The organism is Stenotrophomonas sp. YJH_SMC_16, assembly GCF_059367875.1.
Window position 1 is genome coordinate 272,117 of sequence record NZ_JCAFRH010000006.1, and the last position, 14,223, is coordinate 286,339.

General features: G+C 63.4%; 13 protein-coding genes. 6 read left to right on the forward strand and 7 right to left on the reverse strand.

Annotated features, from left to right (window positions below; genetic code table 11):
• The first annotated feature begins 28 nt into the window (after positions 1-28).
• The 3 genes from AC5P6E_RS15390 (at position 29) to AC5P6E_RS15400 (ending at position 3,219) form a co-directional block, all read left to right on the forward strand.
• Complete coding sequence (locus tag AC5P6E_RS15390; RefSeq protein WP_010486389.1) at positions 29-751, forward strand: pseudouridine synthase; 723 nt, start codon at positions 29-31, stop codon at positions 749-751.
• Between the two features lie 115 nt (positions 752-866).
• Positions 867-1,937, forward strand: a complete 1,071-nt coding sequence (locus AC5P6E_RS15395; protein ID WP_019337608.1) for a diguanylate cyclase — start codon at positions 867-869, stop codon at positions 1,935-1,937.
• Between the two features lie 121 nt (positions 1,938-2,058).
• Positions 2,059-3,219, forward strand: a complete 1,161-nt coding sequence (locus AC5P6E_RS15400) for an AAA family ATPase (RefSeq protein ID WP_019337609.1) — start codon at positions 2,059-2,061, stop codon at positions 3,217-3,219.
• 30 nt (positions 3,220-3,249) lie between these two features.
• Here AC5P6E_RS15400 and AC5P6E_RS15405 read toward each other — a convergent pair whose 3' ends face one another.
• The 3 genes from AC5P6E_RS15405 to AC5P6E_RS15415 are packed head-to-tail and all read right to left on the reverse strand — an operon-like array spanning position 3,250 to position 5,490.
• On the reverse strand, positions 3,250-4,197 hold the full coding sequence (locus AC5P6E_RS15405) for a DMT family transporter (RefSeq protein WP_019337610.1): 948 nt from the start codon (positions 4,195-4,197) through the stop codon (positions 3,250-3,252).
• Between the two features lie 34 nt (positions 4,198-4,231).
• Positions 4,232-5,050 carry a DUF72 domain-containing protein gene (locus AC5P6E_RS15410; protein ID WP_019337611.1) on the reverse strand — a complete coding sequence of 273 codons (819 nt, stop codon included), beginning with the start codon at positions 5,048-5,050 and terminating at the stop codon, positions 4,232-4,234.
• Positions 5,047-5,490: a VOC family protein gene (locus tag AC5P6E_RS15415; RefSeq protein ID WP_019337612.1), complete on the reverse strand. Its 444-nt coding sequence runs from the start codon at positions 5,488-5,490 to the stop codon at positions 5,047-5,049. The genes AC5P6E_RS15410 and AC5P6E_RS15415 overlap by 4 nt, the downstream gene beginning before the upstream one ends.
• A 110-nt stretch (positions 5,491-5,600) precedes the next feature.
• On the opposite strand from AC5P6E_RS15415, the gene AC5P6E_RS15420 reads away from it, so the two are divergent.
• Both AC5P6E_RS15420 and smrA read left to right on the forward strand, forming a co-directional pair.
• Positions 5,601-7,163, forward strand: a complete 1,563-nt coding sequence (locus tag AC5P6E_RS15420) for a serine hydrolase (protein ID WP_019337613.1) — start codon at positions 5,601-5,603, stop codon at positions 7,161-7,163.
• A 131-nt stretch (positions 7,164-7,294) separates the two neighbouring features.
• Complete coding sequence (gene smrA, locus AC5P6E_RS15425; protein ID WP_019337614.1) at positions 7,295-9,127, forward strand: multidrug efflux ABC transporter SmrA; 1,833 nt, start codon at positions 7,295-7,297, stop codon at positions 9,125-9,127.
• Between the two features lie 39 nt (positions 9,128-9,166).
• Here the strand turns inward: smrA and AC5P6E_RS15430 are convergent, their stop codons facing one another.
• From AC5P6E_RS15430 to AC5P6E_RS15445, 4 genes are all read right to left on the reverse strand, one after another.
• Positions 9,167-10,243 carry a TraB/GumN family protein gene (locus AC5P6E_RS15430; RefSeq protein ID WP_049455661.1) on the reverse strand — a complete coding sequence of 359 codons (1,077 nt, stop codon included), beginning with the start codon at positions 10,241-10,243 and terminating at the stop codon, positions 9,167-9,169.
• Between the two features lie 2 nt (positions 10,244-10,245).
• Positions 10,246-11,223, reverse strand: a complete 978-nt coding sequence (locus AC5P6E_RS15435; protein ID WP_329835391.1) for an LpxL/LpxP family acyltransferase — start codon at positions 11,221-11,223, stop codon at positions 10,246-10,248.
• Positions 11,201-11,923: a hypothetical protein gene (locus tag AC5P6E_RS15440; protein WP_329835389.1), complete on the reverse strand. Its 723-nt coding sequence runs from the start codon at positions 11,921-11,923 to the stop codon at positions 11,201-11,203. Before AC5P6E_RS15440 ends, AC5P6E_RS15435 begins: the two co-directional genes overlap by 23 nt.
• A 68-nt stretch (positions 11,924-11,991) precedes the next feature.
• Positions 11,992-12,162 (reverse strand): hypothetical protein, encoded by a 171-nt coding sequence (locus AC5P6E_RS15445; protein WP_160314098.1) that lies wholly within the window; start codon positions 12,160-12,162, stop codon positions 11,992-11,994.
• A gap of 602 nt (positions 12,163-12,764) precedes the next feature.
• Here AC5P6E_RS15445 and agp point away from each other — a divergent pair.
• On the forward strand, positions 12,765-13,934 hold the full coding sequence (agp, locus tag AC5P6E_RS15450; protein ID WP_191851422.1) for a bifunctional glucose-1-phosphatase/inositol phosphatase: 1,170 nt from the start codon (positions 12,765-12,767) through the stop codon (positions 13,932-13,934).
• The last annotated feature ends 289 nt before the right edge of the window (positions 13,935-14,223 follow it).

Sequence of the window (14,223 nt, forward strand, 5' to 3'; positions counted from 1 at the left end):
GCGAGCGGCGATGCCGGATAATAGGGCGATGACCACCCGACTCAACAAACATATCGCCGACACCGGCTTCTGCTCCCGCCGCGAGGCCGATCGCCTGATCGCCGCCCGCCGGGTCACCGTCAACGGCCATCCGGCCGGCACTGGCGCGGTGGTGGGCGACGAAGACCAGGTGCTGGTCGACGGCCAGCCACTGCGCGCGCGCGTGGCCCGCAAGCCCGGCGCACGCCGCCATGTCTACATCGCGCTGAACAAGCCGGTGGGTGTCACCTGCACGACCGAAACCTCGGTCAAGGGCAACATCGTCGATTTCGTCGGCCACGAGCAGCGCATCTTCCCGATCGGGCGCCTGGACAAGGAATCCGAAGGCCTGATCCTGATGACCAGCAACGGCGACATCGTCAACCAGATCCTGCGTGCTGAGAACGGCCACCAGAAGGAGTACCTGGTGGCGGTGAACAAGCCGGTTACCGATGAGTTCCTGCGCGGCATGGCGCGCGGTGTGCGCATCCACGACCAGATGACGTTGCCGTGCAAGACCTCGCGCATCGCCAAGTTCGGTTTCCGCATCACCCTGCAGCAGGGCCTGAACCGGCAGATCCGCCTGATGGCCGCCGAATTCGGCTATCGCGTGACCCAGCTGCGCCGCGTGCGCATCGACAACATCAAGATCGGCGCGTTGAAGCCGGGCCAGTGGCGTAACCTGACCGAGCAGGAGCTGCAGGGCCTGTTGCCGAAGCAGCTGGACTGGTAAACGGCCTCTGTAGAGCCGAGCCCTGCTCGGCTGCCCTTTTGTCCGGGTGCAGCCGAGCAGGGCTCGGCTCTACATCGGCTAGACTCCGCAGTGACCTGCCGGAATGTGACGCTGCATGATCAAGCCCGACAAGCCTGCCAACGAAGCGCTTCGGCTCGAGGCGCTGTACCGCTACCGGATCCTTGATTCGCAGCGCGAGAAGTCATTCGACGACCTGGTGGCGATCGCCAAGGCGGTCTGCGGTACCTCGATGGCGGCGGTGACCCTGATCGATGTCGAGCGGCAGTGGTTCAAGTCGATCCAGGGCATCGACGCGGCGGAGAACCTGCGCAGCGAATCGATGTGTGGCCATGCCATCCTGCAGCCGCAGGAAATCATGGTGGTCGAGGACGCGTTGCAGGACATCCGCTTCCACGACAACCCGGTGGTGACCGGTGACCCGCACATCCGCTTCTACGCCGGTGCGCCACTGATCAGTTCCGATGGCCTGCCACTGGGTACGTTGTGCGTGTTCGATGCACATCCGCAGCACCTGCCCAGCGACAAGGCCGAGGCACTGGCCGCTCTGTCACGGCAGGTGATGCTGGTGATGGAGCTGCGCCGTTTCGCGCTCGACATCCAGAAGCACATGCTGGAACGCGATGACTACGAGCGCCTGCTGTCGGAGTACCAGGACGTGCTGCTGGCGCAGAATGCCGACCTGGCCGAGCAGAGCCGCACCGATGCGTTGACCGGACTGCCGAACCGCCGCGCGATGGCGGCGGCACTGGAAGAGGCGGTGGCGGAGATCGATGGGCAGCCGGGACTGGCCTGCGTGGCCTTGCTGGACATCGATCACTTCAAGCACATCAACGATTTCCAGGGCCACGCCACCGGCGACCGGGTGCTGGCCGAGCTGGGCGTGCTGCTGCGCTCGCACCTTGCCGGCCGTGGCATGGCCGCGCGCTATGGCGGCGAGGAGTTCGTGGCGGTGATGCCGGGCACCGATCTGCACACGGCCGAACTGCAATGCGAGTTCCTGCGCCTGGCCGTGGCAGACCTTCCGCTGGGTTTCCCGGTCACGATCAGCATCGGCGTTGCCCAGCACCAGGCAGGTGAAAGCGTGGATGACATGCTGGCGCGCGCCGACAAGGCGCTGTACCGGGCCAAGGGCAACGGTCGCAACCGGGTGGAACGGGCGGGCTGAGCCCTGCATGCAGTAGGTCCACGCCATGCGTGGATGATTTTGCCGATGGGATAACGCCGTGTCGCGGCCTGTGCGATTGTGCCCGGCGAATATGCCGTTCCTGTTCCCACGGACGCCGACCATGCTGCAGACCCTGGCCATCGCCCACTATCGTTCGCTGCACGGGCTGGTCCTGCCGCTGCAGCAGTTGAACGTGGTGACCGGTGACAACGGCAGTGGCAAGTCCAGCCTGTACCGCGCGCTGCGCCTGCTGGCGGAGACCGCACAGGGCGGCGTTGCAGCGGTGCTGGCCCGCGAAGGGGGGCTGGGTTCGGCGCTGTGGGCCGGCCCCGAATCCATCGATCGCCGGGTCGCGGCCGGCGAGATCCCGCTGCAGGGTGGCCCTCGGCAGGCATCGGTGGGATTGAAGCTCGGCTTCACCACCGACGAATTCGGCTATGCCATCGACCTGGGCTACCCGCCGCCCAGCCATTCGGCGTTTGCGCTGGATCCGCAGATCAAGGTGGAGGCGATCTGGGCCGGGCCGTTCCTGCGCAGCGCCAACCTGCTGGTTGATCGCCGTGGGGCAATGGTGCGGCAACGTCATGCGCGCGGCTGGGATCTCGTGGATGACCGGTTGTCGCTGTTCGACAGCCTGTTCACCCAGGTCGGCGATCCGCAGCGCATGCCGGAAACCATCGCCTTGCGTGAGTACATCCGTCGCTGGCGCTTCTACGACCATTTCCGCAGCGATGCCGATGCCCCGGCGCGACAACCGGCGATGGCCACGCGCACCCCGGTGCTGCATCACGACGGCCGGGATCTGGCGGCAGCCTGGGTGACCATTCTCGAAATCGGAGATCCGGTCGCGTTGGCACGCAGCGTCGACGATGCGTTCCCCGGCGCCACGGTCGGCTTCGAAGAGCTGGACGGTCGACTGGCCCTGCGCTTCCACCAGCCGGGGTTGCTGCGGCCGTTGTCGATGGCCGAACTGTCCGACGGTACGCTGCGCTTCCTGCTGCTGGCTGCTGCGCTACACACGCCACGCCCGCCGCCGCTGCTGGTGCTCAACGAGCCGGAGACCAGCCTGCATCCGGACCTGCTGCCGGCGCTGGCGCGGCTGATCATCGCGGCCAGTGCGCGCAGCCAGGTGTGGGTGGTGTCACACGCCAGCCGGTTGATCGCAGCACTGGAGCAAGCGCCCGGCTGTCATTCGCTGCACCTGCACAAGGAACAGGGCCGCACGCTGCTGAGCGGGCAGGGCCTGCTGGATGCGCCGGCATGGCACTGGCCGCAGCGTTGATACGGCCATCCACGCCCTGCGTGGACGCGCTCAATCGGCGATGTTGCGTGCCTCGGCCGTGCCAAGGATTTCCGGATGCTGCACCGGCTTGCGGCGGTTCAGCAGCGGATGCAGGAACACCGCGCCGACGATGATCGCCACGCCCAGGTAGAACCACGGGGTGACCTCGTGCTGCTCGCGCAGCAGCACCACCGCCAGCACCACCGCATAGACCGGTTCCAGGTTGGTCACCAGCTGCACCGTGTAGGCGCTCAGGTGGCGCAGCGCGACCAGGGCCAGGGCGAACGGCAGCAGCGTGCAGAACCCAGCCAGGACCAGCAGCAGGATGCCGTCGTGCAGGCCCGGAACCACCCACAGCGGGCTGGCCAGCGCCGGCAGCAGGTAGGGCATCAGCGGTGCCAGCAGGGTCAGGGTGAGGGTGCCCGCACCCAGCTCCAGTGCGGTGACCGTGAGCGGATCCGCGTGGCTGACCATGCGCTTGTTGAGCGAGCCGAACACTGCCACCAGCAGCGCCGAGATCGCGCCGATCAACACCCCGAGGCGCATGCCATCGGGCACGCCGCCGACCACCAGCGCAACACCCGGCAGCACCGCCAGGCCGAACGCCAGTTCACGCAGCTGGAACGGCCGCTTGGCCACCCATGGCTCGATGATCGAGGTGAACACCGGCGCCAGCGCGATGCAGGTGGCGGCCACCGAGGCATTGGCCAGCTTCACCGCACCGTAGAACGTCAGCCAGTGCAGGGCGACCAGCGCGCCGATGCCGGCGTAGCCGGCCACCAGCCGCAGGGGCAGGGTACGCAGTCCGCGCCACACCCGTGGCAGCAGGGCCAGCATCGCCGTCACCAGCAGCATGCGCCACCATACCAGCGGCAATGCGGGCAGGGTGATCAGCTTGCCGAGGATGGCGGTGATGCCCCACAGCAGGACACAGAAATGAATCTGCCACAGCGCTTTGCGGGTGTCGGGTGTGCTCATCTGCCTATTGTGAGGCAAGGCGAACGTCGCAGCGCTACCCGCGTGTGGAATGACTGCTCTGGTCAACCTGCCGCTGCAGCGCCATCGCTGCCGCCGGGTTGCGCGCCTTGCCTGCGCCGATGCACAGGAGGTAGACCTCGCGCGGGCTTTCAGGGGCGGGCCCTGCCAGGCAGGGCAGGTCGTCCACCGGCTCGCCGCGCGACCAGCGGCGTGCGCGTTCGGCCCAGCGCTGCTGCACGGATGCTGGCAGGCCCTCGTTCAAGCGGGCCTGGCTGCGCTTGATCCGCGCGTAGACGAAGCCGGCACTGACATCGCCACGCAATGGCGCCTCGTCGCTGTCCTCGATCACCACGGCCACGCCATGCGCGCGTGCGGCGGTAACCAGTGCCGGGCCATGCGCCTCGGCATTGCGGACTTCCAGGGCGTGCTGCAGCGGCACGCCGCCCAGCTGCTTGGGCAGCTGCGCCATCAGCCGTTCCAGCGCTTCGGCGTCGGCCGGATGCCGCGGATCGAACTGCCACAGCAGGGGGCCCAGCCGGTCGCCGAGTGCGAGTGCGGCCTGCAGGAAGGGCGCGGCTGCCTCCACCGTGCTGGACAGGTCGCGGCGCTGCACCAGGTAGCGTGGTGCCTTCATCGAAAACCGGAAGCCTTCCGGCGTCTGCGCGGCCCACTGCGCGCACTGTGCTGCGGTGGGCGTGCGGTAGAAGGTGCCGTTGATTTCGATGCAGCGCAGGGCCCGGCTGGCATGGGCCAGTTCTTCACGCTGCGGCAGGCCCACGGGGTAGAAAACGCCGCCGCGCCATTCGGGAAACACCCAGCCGCCGATGCCGCAGCGGATCGCTGCGGCGGTCACTGGTCGTGGTCCGCGCGCCACGGATCGTAGCTGCCGAACCACCACAGGTAGCCTTCCGGATCGGCGCAGGCATAGCCACGGCCGCCGTAGTCCTGGTCGGCGATGTCGATGACGATGCGGGCGCCTGCGGCCTTGGCCCGGGCGTAATGGGCGTCGGCATCGGTGACGATCACGCAGGCACTCTGGGTCTGGCGGCCGCCCACCTCGTCCGGCATCGCGGCATGCTGGCTCCAGGCGCTTTCCCTGTCGGCCGAGCCGAGCATGATCATGCCGCTGCCGAAGGTCAGCTGCGCATGGAACACCGTATCGCCATCGGCGTAGACAGCCTGGGCATGGAAGCCGAAGGCGCGCTGCAGCCAGTCGATGGCGGCCTGCGCGTCGCGATAGCGCAGGCACGGAATGATGGTGGAGCCGTTGCTCGGTTGGCCGTTCCCGCCCATGACACCCCTCCTATGGCACAGGGCAGGGTGCGCCGCAGAACGTTACCATCCCGCGAAACCCCGGTGACGGCCTGCACATGGCCGCCACCCCTGTTCGGAGATCGTGCTGGATGAAACCCTGGATTGGAGGAGCCGTGCTGCTGGCGTGCACGACCATGGCGAGTGCTGCCACCCCGGCGCAGCTGCAGGACCTGGATGCGACCGTCGAGCGCGTGCGCGCGCAGTTCGACGTGCCCGGCATTGCCGTGGCGGTGGTCAAGGATGGCGAGGTGGTGCTGGAGCGCGGCTGGGGCGTGCGCGAGCAGGGCAAGCCGGAACCGGTGCAGGCCGATACGCTGTTCGCCATTGCTTCCAACACCAAGGCGTTCACCGCCACCTCGCTGAACCTGTTGGCCGAGGACGGCAAGCTGAAGATGGACGACAAGGTGATCGACCACCTGCCGTCGTTCCGCATGTCCGACCCGTTCGTGACCGGGCAGATGACGATCCGTGACCTGCTGTCCCACCGCAGTGGCCTGAGCCTGGGCGCTGGTGACCTGCTGTTCTGGCCGACCACGTCCTACAGCAATGCCGAAGTGGTGGAGCGGTTGGGCAGAGTGCCGCTGAAGGGCGGTTTCCGCGAAAGCTATGCCTACGACAACATCCTGTACGCGGTCGCCCAGCAGGTGATCGAGCATGTCTCTGGCATGAGTTACCAGCAGTTCCTGCAGACCCGCATCTTCGACAAGGTGGGCATGGCCGGCACGCGCTACAACGCCGATCACCTGAAGCCCGGCGACAAGGCCGCGGTCGGCCACGCCAAGTACGATTTCAAGGACCTGCGCACAGTTGCACCGCTGACCTGGTCGAACAACGCCGGCGCCGGTGGCATCTATTCCAGCGCGCATGACATGGCGCGCTGGATGAAGGTGCAGCTGGCCGAAGGCAAACTGGCCGATGGCACGCCGCTGTTCAGTGAAAAGAGCCAGCAGCAGATGTGGCGGATGATCACCCCGCAGTCGATCCCGGCGCCGAGCGTGCCGGAGCTGGCACCGGCGCGAGCCAATTTCGCCGGCTATGGCGAAGGCTGGAGCCTGAGCGATTACCGTGGGCAGAAGCTGGTCTGGCACACCGGTGGCTGGCCGGGCATGGTCTCGCGGCTGACCCTGGTGCCGGGCGAGAAGCTGGGCGTGGTGGTGCTGACCAACCAGGAAGTGGGCGCGGCGTTCAATGCGATCACCCTGAGCGTGCTCGATGCCTATCTGGGCGGCGGGAAGCACGACTGGGTGGACGCCTATGCCAAGGCCGTGGCCAAGGGCCAGGACAAGGCCGACGAAGCCTGGGCCAAGCACCAGAGCGCGCGCGACAAGGGCAGCAAGCCGTCGCTGGCACTGGCCGGCTACACCGGCAGCTTCCGTGACCGCTGGTATGGCGACATGCAGATCAGCGCCGAAGGCAAGGGCCTGCGCCTGCGCTTCATGAAGACCGCGCAGCTGAGCGGGCGCCTGGAGCACTGGCAGCACGACACCTTCATCGTGCGCTGGGACGACCGTTCGCTCAACGCCGACGCGTTCGTGAACTTCAGCCTGGACCCGGACGGCAGGGTACGCGAGGTGCGCATGCAGTCGATCTCCGACCTGACCGATTTCAGCTTCGATTTCCAGGACCTGCTGTTCACACCGACTGATGGGTAAATGCCGACCTTGGTCGGCATGCGGTAAGGCGCCCACCAAGGTGGGCGACTACCGGGGGAGCGGGTGATCATCGGCTGGCGTACACATCCGGCGTGGGATACTTCGCAGCTTGCAAGAGGCGAGGGAATGCAATGTTCCGTTGGTTTGAATCCCTGATTCCGGTGTTCCCGCCCGTGGATGGGCGCATGCCACCGCGCAAGGTGCTGCCGTTCTACCTGCACTACCTGCGCCCGGTGTGGCCAGTGCTGCTGGCGACCCTGATCGCCGGCCTGCTGCTGGCGCTGGTGGAAGTGGCGATGTTCGATTACCTGGGCCGCATCGTCGACATGGTCGCCGAGCAGCCGGGTGCCGGCTTCTTCAAGCGCCACGCCAATGAACTGGGCTGGATGCTGTTCATCACGGTCATCGCGCGGCCGATCCTGGTCGGCCTGCACAACCTGCTGGTGAACCAGGCGATCGTGCCCGGCCTGAGCAACCGCTCGCGCTGGCTGATGCACAACTACGTGGTGCGGCAGAGCCTGAGCTTCTTCCAGAACGACTTTGCTGGCAGCGTGGCCAACCGGGTGATGCAGACCGGTACCTCGTTGCGCGAGTCGGCGGTGCAGATGGTCGATTCGCTCTGGTACATCGTGGTCTACACCGGCACCGCGCTGTACCTGTTCGCGCAGGCCGACTGGCGGCTGATGCTGCCGCTGATCCTGTGGCTGCTGGCCTACGTGGTGATCATGGTCTACTTCGTGCCGCGCGCGAAGGAACGGGCATGGATCGCCTCGGAAGCACGTTCGAAGGCAATGGGCCGCATTGTCGATGGCTACACCAACATTCCCACGCTGAAGCTGTTCGCCCATGGCGGGCGTGAGCAGGCCTACGTGGCCGAGTCGATCCGGGAGCTGGCGGTCAAGCACCGCGCACAGACCCGCATCACCACCGGCATGGACCTGACCATCGCCATCGTCAACGGCTTCCTGATTGCCGGTACCTGCGGTCTCGCGCTGTGGCTGTGGAATGGCGGCCACATCACCGTCGGCGCGATCACCCTGGCCACCGGCCTGGTGATCCGCATCCACAACATGTCCGGCTGGATCATGTGGACCATCAACGGCATCTTCGAGGACATCGGTACGGTGCAGGATGGCATCACCACCATTGCCCAGCCGCTGACCGTGCAGGACCGCGAGGATGCGGTGCCGCTGCAGGTGACCCGAGGCGGCGTGCATTTCCAGGACATCCATTTCCATTACGGTAAAAAGGGCGGTGTGATTGCCGGCCTGGACCTGGTGGTGAAGCCGGGCGAGAAGATCGGCCTGGTCGGTCCGTCCGGCGCCGGCAAGTCGACCCTGGTCAACGTACTGCTGCGCCTGTACGACCTGGAAAGCGGCCGCATCCTGATCGACGATCAGGACATTGCCTACGTTACGCAGGAAAGCCTGCGCCAGCAGATCGGCGTGGTTACCCAGGACACCTCGCTGCTGCATCGCTCGATCCGCGACAACCTGCTGTACGGCCGCCCGGATGCGACTGATGAGCAGCTGCGTGCAGCCGTAGCCAAGGCACGTGCCGAAGCCTTCATCGATACGCTGGTGGACGGGCAGGGGCGTCGTGGCTACGACGCGCATGTGGGCGAGCGTGGCGTGAAGTTGTCCGGTGGCCAGCGCCAGCGCATCGCCATTGCCCGCGTGCTGCTGAAGGATGCACCGATCCTGGTGCTGGACGAAGCGACTTCGGCGCTGGATTCGGAAGTGGAAGCAGCGATCCAGGACAGCCTGGACCAGTTGATGGGAGGCAAGACGGTGATCGCCATCGCGCACCGGCTGTCGACCATCGCGCGCATGGACCGGCTGGTGGTGATGGACCAGGGCCGCATCGTCGAGACCGGCACCCATGCCGAGCTGATTGCTGCCGGTGGCCTGTATGCGCGCTTGTGGGCGCGGCAGACCGGTGGCTTTGTGGCTGCCGATCAGTGACTTCGATGTGACCGCGTTGCAAGGTGCCAAGTTACATCGTCACCCGTCCGGATGATTTGAGGTTTCACTTGCTCCGATGTTTGGAGGTCGCGGCTGATCGCCAAAGAACACCCTGGCATCGGGGATGTATCCCTCGTCCACGAGTACCGCGGCCATGCCTCTTGAATGCAGAAGATCATCCAAGGGCAGAGTGGTGAAAACCGTACTGTGCCGCGAAGTAGTTGAGCGGAGCACTGCAACCCAGTGAGTTCGTCTCTGGATATCAAGGTCAATATTCATCGTAGTGGCGATCGCGTCGTTGGTCAGACGAGCCCAGCACCGGGAGGGCGATGGAGGGGCATGCAGGAGCGCGCCCGATTCAATATCTCCCTCTGCCCACGCATGACCTAGCTCATCTAGGTTATCGAGCCAGGGCCGCAGGCTTGATGTGGCATCCGAGAAGCATTTGCGGTCTTTCACGGAGTCAATGTGAAAATTCTGGATAGTTTCCCTGCCCCCTCTTACCCGCATCGGGAAGCGGGCGTTGATCATCGGGATCCCATGATCGCGGGCCATGCGGTCAATGGCTCGAGAAAGTGGCTCACCGGCTCGGGCTCCACTGAATTGCAGTGCAGCATCATGAATTTTCCAAGCCGCGTACATTGGGCGCATCCTCTCAATGCTCGCGTCATGCAGGCCATAGAGAATCTTGAGATCGCTCAATCGCGTGTACTCTTCTTCGGTGAGCTCGTCACGAAGCGTTCTTCTACCTGAAAGGAACTTGAGCTTGCGGATGGCGGGCCACAGAATGAGGCTGCGAAATACCCCGCCATCGTGCTCCACGGTCACGCCCGGAGGGCTCAGAATTGCATCAGACGTCGAGATTGCTGCTTCAACGCTGCGAGTATCGATGGATAGGCTCTTTCTTAGGGGTTGAATCGTGCCCAGTACAAGCAGCGTTGAAGAGCCTTTTCTGAACTGCCAGATGCGCGGGCCGGGGGCTGAGTGGACCGCGTGGATCGCAGGAAGATGAGTTGCATCGGCATTCTCTTGATCCGTTGCGTATCCATTGATGGGCGCCATCGCCATCAGGGCGATGGCCGCCAAGGTAATGGAAGGAGAATGAAATCTATCCATGTTCAATCCAGGCATGCCGTATAACGCGTGTGTGGCTTGGTTCGCGGGTCATTGGAGAACATGTGCCAAGCTTCATCGATTGTTTCGGGGTGGAACATCGGGAACTTGGAGGATTTCATGAAGTGTTGCCTGATGTACTGCCAATAGATGGCCTGAGGTCCCATTGCACGCTCAAGGAAACGATAGACGTCAGCCATCGTCCAGTAGTCAGCTACTTCAGATGGAAGCGATGCTCGCGTCTGTATAGGCTCGATGGCATCTCCGAAAGTAATAGTTGCTCGAAGATCCCGGTCAACGACGGAGATGGCTGGCAATATGCAACTTCCGGTTTTGCGCGCCATTGCGGCGGTTCCCAGCATGATGTCCAAGGGGCGCCCCAAAAATGGAATGCAATAGGTTTCTTCGCGAAAGCGGTGGACATCGGGCATCATGATGACTGCAGCTCTATTTTTCAGTGCGCGAAGCGCTATGCCTATCCCTCTGGCATTCGAGTGGATGATGCTCGCGCGGCATCCGGCGTGATTGAAGAGCCGGTGGTACAGGTCGTCGAACAATTCGTTGCCTGCATGGTTCTTTGGGTCGCCATAGAAGATGTAGATGTCACGCAGATGGCGAATGTGCTCCATCAGACGGACCGCAGACAGGATATAGTGGCCGTGATGCGGCAGTGCGATCACAACTCCCCTGTCGGCAGGGAGCTTTCCATCGATTGAGGAGTAGTCGGAACGGTCGATGCTGTGGACCGCCTCCAACAGTGACGGGCGGCAAAGGTCAGCCAACTGGGAGCTGATGGAGGCTTTCGATTGATACCAGCTGTAGTAGGAATCCATATCGAGTCCGCTGACTTCGCATGCGGAGAGGATGGCTTTCCTTTCCCTATCGGAAAGGGTCAATCCAAGCTGTTGCTCTGTCTGGACGCTGTGCCGAAAGGTGGCCTCCGGGGCAGGCTGACGACTCTCATGTGCTTGACTTTCGTGCATCCTGGACCTCCTTTGCTCGCTGCGATGCGCGGTAGAGGTTCTTGAGTTGTCCATGGAGCCAATCGAAATGCTTGGGATTGAAGTCAGGATGCTTCCAGTACATGTGCATCAGAGCTGAGTGAAAGACACGCTGACGGAATCTGCTCTCGGCTAGCCGTGTAGCAGGCCATCGCTTTGTCTGAACTGGTTGCGCGAGCCAGTCTCCTCCAAGCTTCTGGTTGGAATCCAGATGGTTCGAAATAGTGCGCAGAACGGAAGTGATGGGTGAGCAGGGTGGCAATGTGATCGTGTCATCGCATGTGCCTGTCATGATTTGAAATTCGTGGATGCTGTTGAGGACTCCTTCCACCAGAGGCAGGTAGCGCTGCTGCCCGTGGTGGGATGTCAAGACAGGAGCGTCAAGGCTGGATGTAAGCTGGTCACTGAACACGATAATGGTGTGAATTCCCGCATCACCCTCCAGTTTGCGAATCGCGTCGGATGGCGTTGTCGAGTAAGCGGGATCTGTGCCAATTATCTCGGTGATCAATCCCCTTCTGCGGAGTTCGATAGCGCGATTAATATTGGATCGAGTCGTCGCGGCAATGATTGCGGTCGATGATGATGTGTCGTTTGGCAAGGGGAATGTTCCATCGCATCGCATGCGGCTTTGTTCTGGGCTTTGTGCTATTCGGCTCATGCCGTCATGACTGCGAGTCATCGTGATTCTGATCCTGTTTGATAGTGTTGATGACACGCATCCACGCCGCGTGCCATCAACGGAGTCTGTCAGCGCTCTTCGTAATTGTTCGATCCGCAGCAGTCACTGCTGAATGCGGCTACTTTGATTTCGTCCGCCTCGGTTTCAAACACTGCGTCGAGGGATCTTGCATTTGCGCTGGATGATTTCATCCATGCGGCGACGGCGCTTGGATCTGAAATGGTTGCGGATGCGTGCATGACGTATTTCCTTTTATAGGTGTGTGTTGATGACCAGGGCACATCCCTTGGTCGGCATCAAGAATGCGCCGTCCGTATGGCTACTTGCTGTCAGTGGTAGCGGGTTCGTTGCGTAGGACTTCTCTTCTAATTTCTGCATCAGTCTCGTAGTCGAGCAAGCTGCTCTGCGCGTTGTGTCCGTGGCTTGTTCTGATGCGTGGAGCTTCTCTTGAATGTCGGGGCCGGGGATGTAGCGCAGGGCGGCGTCGAGATCCTGGATCGGTTCGGCGCTCGCGTGTATCAATCAGACGAGGACGTGACTCAGGGAGCATCCTCGAGTGGGAGGCGATCACTGGATATTTCACGACTGGATGCGTTTGCATCGCGTGTCGGGGAGGTCATGGGTTGACGGTGCTACCATCCCCATTCGGTAGCTCGGAGAACGGTCTGTTCACCGTTTTGACATTGCCGTGCCGACCGTTGATCAGCAGACATGGGCTCGAGACTCTATCTGCACTATAGGAGCAGTGATGCAGGTTCAATCGTGCTCAAAGACTCGGATGCACTTCCGTATCTTTCGTTGCCTATCGCTGGTGACGAGCCTTGTGACCGCTGTTCCAGCCATGGCGGACAATGGCGAGGTGAGCAGAACACGTGAGGGCTCACTTGAGCAGGTCATCCTGCTCAGCCGCCACAACCTGCGCGCGCCGGTGGTGGCGTCGGGCGCGCTGGCCAATGCCACTCCGGAGCGCTGGCCAGGCTGGGACGTGGGCGCAGGCGAGCTCACCACCAAAGGCGGCGTGCTGGAGGTCTACATGGGCCGTTACATGGGCCAGTGGCTGCGTCAGGCGCAGCTGTTGCCGGCTTCGGGTTGCCCGCAGCTGGCTGACTTCCACGCCCATGCCAACAGCCTTCAGCGCACCCAGGCCACCGCGCAGTTCTTCGTTGCCGGTGCCTTCCCGGGCTGTCATGTCGCAGTCGAGCAGCGCATGGCGCTGGGCACGATGGATCCGTTGTTCAATCCGGTGATCCACAACAGAGACACGGTCTTCCGCGAGCGCGCACTGTCGGCAATGCAGCGAGCGCTGGCCGCATCGGGACTGGCACCGGCACTGTCCGTGGTGGAGCAGATCACCCGCTACCCGCAGTCGGCGGCCTGTGCGGGGCACAGCGAGTGCCATCTGATGCTGGCCGACACGATCTTCAATGCGGAACCGGGCAAGGAACCACGCGCGTCCGGTTCGCTGGCCCTGGCCAGCGGGTTGGTCGATGCCTTGTTGATGGAGCACTACCAGGGCAGTGGCGTCCCCCGCGAAGGCTGGGGCCGGTTGACCACCGAGGCGCAATGGCAGGCGCTGGCGCAGATCCGCAATCGCTACCAGGACATCCTGTTCGGAACGCCCGAAGTGGCGCGCGATGTGGCCGCTCCGCTGCTGGCAAGAGTGAATGCGTTGTTCGAGGACCCGGCATCGCCAAAGGTGAGCCTGCTGGTCGGCCACGATTCCAACATCGGTTCGGTGCTGGTGGCGTTGGGAATCACGGACTACAGCCTGCCGGGGCAGTACGAGAAGACGCCGATCGGCGGCCTGCTGCAGTTCGAGCGCTGGCGTGATCGTGGGGCCGGTGAAGTGCGTTACCGGTTGGTGTATGTCTATCCCACGCGCGAGCAGCTACGTGGTGCGATCCCGTTGACCGACGCACAGCCGCCGGGCCGGGCGGAGCTGATGCTGCCGGGCTGCGCGCAGTCGGGTTGCAGTGAAGCGCAGTTCAACAACCTGTTGCATTCACCTTGAATCCGGGATGGATGGTGGCGTCGCAGTGTGATGAGACGGAAGCAGCTTCGCGCCCCTTATGCTCGGATTCGAGTAGTCTCCAGCAATCAACCAAGCGATCCCGGTGAATCATGAACATCACGGACTTTCTTGTAATGGACGGCGATGGAGATGAAATATGGGCCGACCCCCATGGCAGCAACATTGCCTTTACGTGTTTTGATTGTGGATATCCGGTGGTGGCTGATGCCTCGGAGAACCAACGTGGGAGCGATGAGGATTGTCCCGCTGCCTGCCGCGGGTGTGGTGT

What these genes read in the sequence shown, in the direction of transcription:
- AC5P6E_RS15390 (WP_010486389.1), top strand. Translation starts at nt 29, where the DNA reads ATGACCACCCGACTCAACAAACATATCGCCGACACCGGCTTCTGCTCC.
- AC5P6E_RS15395 (WP_019337608.1), top strand. Translation starts at nt 867, where the DNA reads ATGATCAAGCCCGACAAGCCTGCCAACGAAGCGCTTCGGCTCGAGGCG.
- AC5P6E_RS15400 (WP_019337609.1), top strand. Translation starts at nt 2,059, where the DNA reads ATGCTGCAGACCCTGGCCATCGCCCACTATCGTTCGCTGCACGGGCTG.
- AC5P6E_RS15405 (WP_019337610.1), bottom strand. Translation starts at nt 4,197, where the DNA reads ATGAGCACACCCGACACCCGCAAAGCGCTGTGGCAGATTCATTTCTGT.
- AC5P6E_RS15415 (WP_019337612.1), bottom strand. Translation starts at nt 5,490, where the DNA reads ATGGGCGGGAACGGCCAACCGAGCAACGGCTCCACCATCATTCCGTGC.
- AC5P6E_RS15420 (WP_019337613.1), top strand. Translation starts at nt 5,601, where the DNA reads ATGAAACCCTGGATTGGAGGAGCCGTGCTGCTGGCGTGCACGACCATG.
- smrA (WP_019337614.1), top strand. Translation starts at nt 7,295, where the DNA reads ATGTTCCGTTGGTTTGAATCCCTGATTCCGGTGTTCCCGCCCGTGGAT.
- AC5P6E_RS15430 (WP_049455661.1), bottom strand. Translation starts at nt 10,243, where the DNA reads ATGGATAGATTTCATTCTCCTTCCATTACCTTGGCGGCCATCGCCCTG.
- AC5P6E_RS15435 (WP_329835391.1), bottom strand. Translation starts at nt 11,223, where the DNA reads ATGCACGAAAGTCAAGCACATGAGAGTCGTCAGCCTGCCCCGGAGGCC.
- AC5P6E_RS15440 (WP_329835389.1), bottom strand. Translation starts at nt 11,923, where the DNA reads ATGACTCGCAGTCATGACGGCATGAGCCGAATAGCACAAAGCCCAGAA.
- AC5P6E_RS15445 (WP_160314098.1), bottom strand. Translation starts at nt 12,162, where the DNA reads ATGCACGCATCCGCAACCATTTCAGATCCAAGCGCCGTCGCCGCATGG.
- agp (WP_191851422.1), top strand. Translation starts at nt 12,765, where the DNA reads ATGGCGGACAATGGCGAGGTGAGCAGAACACGTGAGGGCTCACTTGAG.